This window comes from Pantoea sp. CTOTU49201 (genome assembly GCF_032054795.1).
GTDB lineage: Bacteria > Pseudomonadota > Gammaproteobacteria > Enterobacterales > Enterobacteriaceae > Pantoea > Pantoea symbiotica.
Genome location: NZ_DAMBSA010000631.1, coordinates 1 through 1,579 on the forward strand (window position 1 = coordinate 1; position 1,579 = coordinate 1,579).

Here is a 1,579-nt window from a genome sequence, read left to right on the forward strand (position 1 = left end):
CGTGGCGCTGATTGAGCGCTACTTCGCTAACTTCCAGCAACAGATTGATCAGCAGCTAAATCTGCCCGGTTTACCGCCGAGCGAACGCCTGTTAGCGCATTTCCGCTACGGCGAAAGGCTGTTTATCGAGCAAGGTCATATTGTTGGCTGCCTTGGCGTGAAATTGTCAGCTGAAGTGTGCGATCTCTCCGAACCCATGCGCGATGCCCTGCAACAAGGCGCCAATGCCATCATCGCTGCCTACACGCGCTGTTTGACTGAGGTAGCCGCTGAGCAGCCGCTGCCGTTTGGGCAAACGCCGCAGCAGCTGGCGCAGCGCTGCTACCTGTTGTGGCTCGGAGCCAGTTTGCAGAGCAAGATTTCCCGAGAGCCGGGTCCGATTAGTCTGGCGCTCAACACCATCGAACAGTGGCTGATAAGTCACTGATTTTTAAAAAACGTCGTTACTAGACGACCGGTCTTCCTGGAGCAATCAATATGGCGAGTAAGCAGCTGTTCTCCCCACTCAAAGTGGGCGCGATTACCGTACCGAACCGCATTTTTATGGCCCCGTTGACGCGCCTGCGCAGCATTGAGCCGGGCGATATCCCGACGCCGCTGATGGCTGAATATTATCAGCAGCGCGCCAGTGCCGGTTTGATCATCACCGAAGCCACCCAGATCTCTTTCCAGGCGAAAGGCTATGCCGGTGCGCCGGGCCTGCACACACAGCAGCAAATTGCCGCGTGGAAAATGATTAACGAAGGCATTCATGCCGCTAACGGTCACAGCGCCGTGCAGCTGTGGCACACCGGCCGCATTTCTCATAATAGCGTGCAGCCAGAAGGCAAAGCGCCGGTCGCACCGACCGCGCTGGCGGCGGGTACGCGCACTTCCCTGCGCGCTGCGGATGGTTCGGTCTATCGTGAAGACACCTCAGTACCGCGCGAGCTGTCAGTGGCTGAAATTCAGCAAATCGTCAAAGATTTTGGTCAGGCCGCCGCCAATGCGCGCGAAGCCGACTTCGACCTGCTGGAACTGCACTCAGCGCACGGTTATCTGATGCATCAGTTCCTCGCACCCGGCTCAAACCAGCGTAGCGATGAGTACGGCGGTTCGATTGAGAAACGTGGTCGTTTCGCGCTGGAAGTGGTGGATGCGGCGATTGCTAACTGGTCTGCCGATCGTATCGGTATCCGCGTTTCGCCAATCGGTGCCTTCCAGAATCTGGAAAATGGCCCGGAAGAAGAGAAAGCGGCGTTGTGGTACATCGCCGAGTTGGGCAAGCGCGGCATCGCCTATCTGCACCTTTCTGAGCCAGACTGGGCGGGCGGACAGCCATACACTGACGCATTCCGTGAGAAAGTGCGTGCGCTGTTCCCAGGCGTGATCATCGGTGCCGGTGCCTACACCGTAAGGAAAGCCGACGACCTGATTGCGCGCGGCCTGATTGACGCAGTGGCGTTTGGTCGCGACTTTATCGCTAACCCGGATCTTGTTGCTCGTTTGCAGCAGGATGCGCCACTCAATCCGCAGCGCCCTGAGAGCTTCTACGGCGGCGGCGCGGAAGGTTACACCGATTATCCAACCCTGTAAGAAA

At 57.9% G+C, this 1,579-nt stretch carries 2 protein-coding genes; both read left to right on the top strand.

All coding sequences use genetic code 11. The features are described from left to right. On the top strand, positions 1–427 hold a 427-nt coding region (locus RTY00_RS24625), incomplete at its 5' end, for a TetR family transcriptional regulator C-terminal domain-containing protein (RefSeq protein ID WP_312666729.1). 50 nt (positions 428–477) lie between these two features. After that, positions 478–1,575, top strand: coding sequence for an alkene reductase (locus RTY00_RS24630; RefSeq protein WP_312666730.1), 1,098 nt, complete (start codon positions 478–480; stop codon positions 1,573–1,575). The last annotated feature ends 4 nt before the right edge of the window (positions 1,576–1,579 follow it).